Here is a 234-nt window from a genome sequence, read left to right on the forward strand (position 1 = left end):
GTTCTCCAGCGGGCCGGTGATACCACTGTGAATCTTTTGCGGTGCGGTGGTTTCGACGGTGATCACATGGGATACGTCTGTCTTGAATCGATCGAGGATCACCAGTTTATCCCGAGCGTAGGCCTGGCTGGGAATCGGCTCGGGGGCGGCGAAACCTCCGAAGGCTGGCTTGCCCTGCATGATGGCTTCGGCCTGGCCCTTGGCGACGACCATCTGGTATTGCCTTCCCGGTGG

At 60.3% G+C, this 234-nt stretch carries 1 protein-coding gene; it reads right to left on the reverse strand.

Translation table 11 applies throughout. From position 1 onward, the window contains the following. Positions 1-213 (reverse strand): hypothetical protein (locus R0J88_RS23670; RefSeq protein ID WP_410901411.1); only part of this gene is annotated, 213 nt, incomplete at its 3' end. Positions 214-234: the final 21 nt, after the last annotated feature.

This window comes from Pseudoalteromonas sp. SIMBA_162, assembly GCF_046535955.1.
GTDB classification, from domain to species: Bacteria; Pseudomonadota; Gammaproteobacteria; order Enterobacterales; family Alteromonadaceae; genus Pseudoalteromonas; species Pseudoalteromonas marina.